Source organism: Nocardiopsis trehalosi NBRC 14201 (genome assembly GCF_001552555.1).
Lineage (GTDB): Bacteria > Actinomycetota > Actinomycetes > Streptosporangiales > Streptosporangiaceae > Nocardiopsis_B > Nocardiopsis_B trehalosi.
In genome coordinates this window covers 1-3094 of sequence record NZ_BCRK01000315.1, presented here as the reverse complement: position 1 = coordinate 3094, position 3094 = coordinate 1, and the positions used below count along the sequence as shown (strand labels likewise).

General features: G+C 73.4%; 4 protein-coding genes. 1 reads left to right on the top strand and 3 read right to left on the bottom strand.

All coding sequences use genetic code 11. The annotated features are described in order from the left end of the window. Nucleotides 1–60: 60 nt before the first annotated feature. From NT8_RS27735 to NT8_RS27725, 3 genes are all read right to left on the bottom strand, one after another. Nucleotides 61–264, bottom strand: a complete 204-nt coding sequence (locus NT8_RS27735) for a ubiquitin-like protein Pup (protein WP_067975977.1) — start codon at nt 262–264, stop codon at nt 61–63. A gap of 222 nt (nt 265–486) precedes the next feature. After that, complete coding sequence (gene dop, locus NT8_RS27730; RefSeq protein ID WP_369406318.1) at nt 487–2007, bottom strand: depupylase/deamidase Dop; 1521 nt, start codon at nt 2005–2007, stop codon at nt 487–489. Between the two features lie 125 nt (nt 2008–2132). Further along, nucleotides 2133–2528, bottom strand: a complete 396-nt coding sequence (locus NT8_RS27725; RefSeq protein ID WP_067975970.1) for an SRPBCC domain-containing protein — start codon at nt 2526–2528, stop codon at nt 2133–2135. 72 nt (nt 2529–2600) lie between these two features. Here NT8_RS27725 and NT8_RS27720 point away from each other — a divergent pair, with 72 nt between their 5' ends. Then, nucleotides 2601–3050 (top strand): VOC family protein, encoded by a 450-nt coding sequence (locus tag NT8_RS27720; RefSeq protein ID WP_067975968.1) that lies wholly within the window; start codon nt 2601–2603, stop codon nt 3048–3050. The last annotated feature ends 44 nt before the right edge of the window (nt 3051–3094 follow it).

Genomic DNA, 3094 nt, shown 5'->3' with positions numbered 1-3094 from the left:
TGGCCGCGGCGGGGGTGGCCGCCGCGGGCCGCGCGGGGAGGCGGCTCCGTGGAGCGGGGGCTACTCGCCGCCCTTCTGCACGAACTGGCGGACGAAGTCCTCGGAGTTGCTCTCCAGCACCTCGTCGATCTCGTCCAGGATGTCGTCGACGTCCTCGTCGAGCTTCTCGTTGCGCTCCTGGACGTCGGTGCTCGCCTCGACCTCCTCGACGTCCTCGTCGCGCCGGTTGGCGTGCTGCTGGCCGCCGGTGTCCTTCGTCGCCATGGAACCAACCTCCTGTCGGGGCTCTCGCCCTTATCTTGGCCCGGACGCGGGCGCCTCAACCTTGATCGCGGCGCCTGTTGTGTGCACGTTACCCCCGAAGGTGCCGTACACCCGTGCGAACACGGACGGCGCGGCGGGGATTCCGCGCGGCGCGCCCACCAGGCACGCCGCACGGGACCGCGCGCGGGAGGGCGGCGGTGCGGGCGCGGGCCGGGCCCGCCGTCAGCGCCGGTCGCCGGTGAGGACGGCGACGAGGTCGGCGGCGGTGGCGGACCGGTCGAGCAGGGCGCCCACGTGCTCGCGGGTGCCGCGCAGCGGCTCCAGGGTGGGCACGCGCTGGAGGGAGTCGTGGCCGGGCAGGTCGAAGATGACGGAGTCCCAGGACGCGGCGGCGACGGAGTCGGCGTACTTGGCCAGGCAGCGGCCGCGGAAGTAGGCGCGGGTGTCCTCGGGCGGCTCGGTGACGGAGCGCTCGACCTCGGCGGGGTCGAGCAGCCGCTTCATCCGGCCGCGGGCGACGAGCCGGTTGTACAGGCCCTTGTCGGGGCGGACGTCGGAGTACTGGAGGTCGACCAGCTGGAGGCGGTGGTGGCCCCAGTCGAGGCCGTCGCGGGTGCGGTAGCCCTCCAGCAGCTTGAGCTTGGCGACCCAGTCGAGTTCGTCGGCGAGGCGCATGGGGTCGTCGGCGAGCCGGTCGAGGACGGACTCCCAGCGGGCGAGGACGTCGGCGGTGTCGGGGTCGACGTCGGTGCCGAACCGGTCCTCGACGTACTTGCGGGCCTGCTCCAGGTACTCGCGCTGGAGCTGCAGGGCGGTCATGCGCCGGCCGTCGCGCAGCCGGGCGGTGTGGGTGAGGCCGGGGTCGTGGGAGAACGCCCGCAGGTCGGCGACCGGGGTCTCCAGCGACAGGTCGACGCCGATGAAGCCGTCCTCGATCATGGCGAGGACCAGGGCGGTGGTGCCCAGCTTGAGGTAGGTGGAGACCTCGCTCATGTTGGCGTCGCCGATGATGACGTGCAGCCGCCGGTACTTGTCGGGGTCGGCGTGCGGCTCGTCGCGGGTGTTGATGATCGGCCGCTTGAGCGTGGTCTCCAGGCCGACCTCGACCTCGAAGAAGTCGGCGCGCTGGCTGATCTGGAAGCCGGAGTCGCGGCCGTCGGCGCCGATGCCGACCCGGCCGGCGCCGCACACGATCTGGCGGGAGACGAAGAACGGGATCAGGTGCCGGACGATGTCGCCGAACGGGGTGGACCGGCGCATGAGGTAGTTCTCGTGGCAGCCGTAGGAGGCGCCCTTGTTGTCGGTGTTGTTCTTGTAGAGCTGGATGGGCTCGACACCGGGGATGGACCCGGCCCGGCGCGCGGCGTCGGCCATGACGGTCTCGCCCGCCTTGTCCCAGAGGACGGCGTCGCGCGGGTTGGTCACCTCGGGCGCGGAGTACTCGGGGTGGGCGTGGTCGACGTAGAGGCGGGCCCCGTTGGTCAGGATGACGTTGGCCAGCCCGAGGTCCTCGTCGGTGAGCTGGGTGGGGTCGGCGACCTCGCGGGCGAGGTCGAACCCCCGGGCGTCGCGGAGCGGGTTCTCCTCCTCGAAGTCCCAGCGGGCCTTGCGGGCCCGCGCGGCCGAGGCCGCGAGGTAGGCGTTGACCACCTGCGTGGAGGTCACCATCGCGTTGGCACCGGGGTTTCCGGGCACGGAGATGCCGTACTCGGTCTCGATGCCCATAATGCGCCGCACACTCATGGTGGAAGGTTATCCGGCGGGGCCGGATCGCGGACTCCCCGCCGCGAATTGTGGCCCAACATCCACCGCCCGCCCGGCGTGTCGCGCGGGTCGGCCCCGTCGGTGGGCGCTCCGCGCGGCCGGGATCAGCCGCGGTCGAGGGCGTCGGCGACCGCGTCCAGGACCCGCCGCCAGTGCGCGCGGCGGCGTTCGCGCTCCGCGGCGTCGGCCATGCGCTCCTGGTGGAAGCGGAGCACAGTGGAGCCGGGGCGGGCGGCGGGGGCGACGGCGACCTGGACGGTGGTGGGGCCGTGGGTGACGCGGATCCGGTCGCCCGGCCGGTATCCGCGCACCTCGCCGGCGGTGCCGTCGTCGGTGCGGTAGGGCGCACCGGGATCGGGGGTGAGGACGGCGCCGGGGCCGAGCCAGAGGGCCACCCCTTCGGATCCGCTGATGAAGTCCCAGACGACGGACGGCGGGTGCGGCAGCGTTCGCGACACCCCGACTTGCCAGCCGGCGTCCTTGGTGAGTCCCGTGGGCATGGCGGTCTCCCTTCGGCTCAGTGCCCGGCGGGCCGCTTGCGGCCGTCCGGATGTAACCACTATAACCGGTACATGGCACTTGACTGGAAACTCGTCATCGACTCCCGCGACGCCCCGGCGCTCGCCGACTTCTGGGCGGCGGCCCTGGGATACGAGGTCGAGGACCCGAGCGAGCTGATCGACGGGCTGCTGGCCTCCGGGCGGCTGCCCGAGGCCGCCGTCGCCGAGCACCGGGGGCGGCGGATCTTCCGGGGGTACGCGGCCGTCCGCCACCCGGACGACCCGTTCGACCCGGTCAACGGCATCGGGCGCGGCCGCCGCCTGCTCTTCCAGGACGTCCCCGAGGGCAAGTCGGTGAAGAACCGGCTGCACATCGACGTCCACGGCCCCGACGGCCCGGGGGCGCTGGCCGACCGGCTGGAGGCCCTGGGCGCCACCCGCGTCCGCGAGGTCGACCAGGGCCCGGCCGGGCACTGGTGGGTCATGCGCGACCCCGAGGGCAACGAGTTCTGCGCCGCCTGACACCGGCTCGTGCGTCCGGCGCGCGCCCGCCCGAGGCGGGCGCA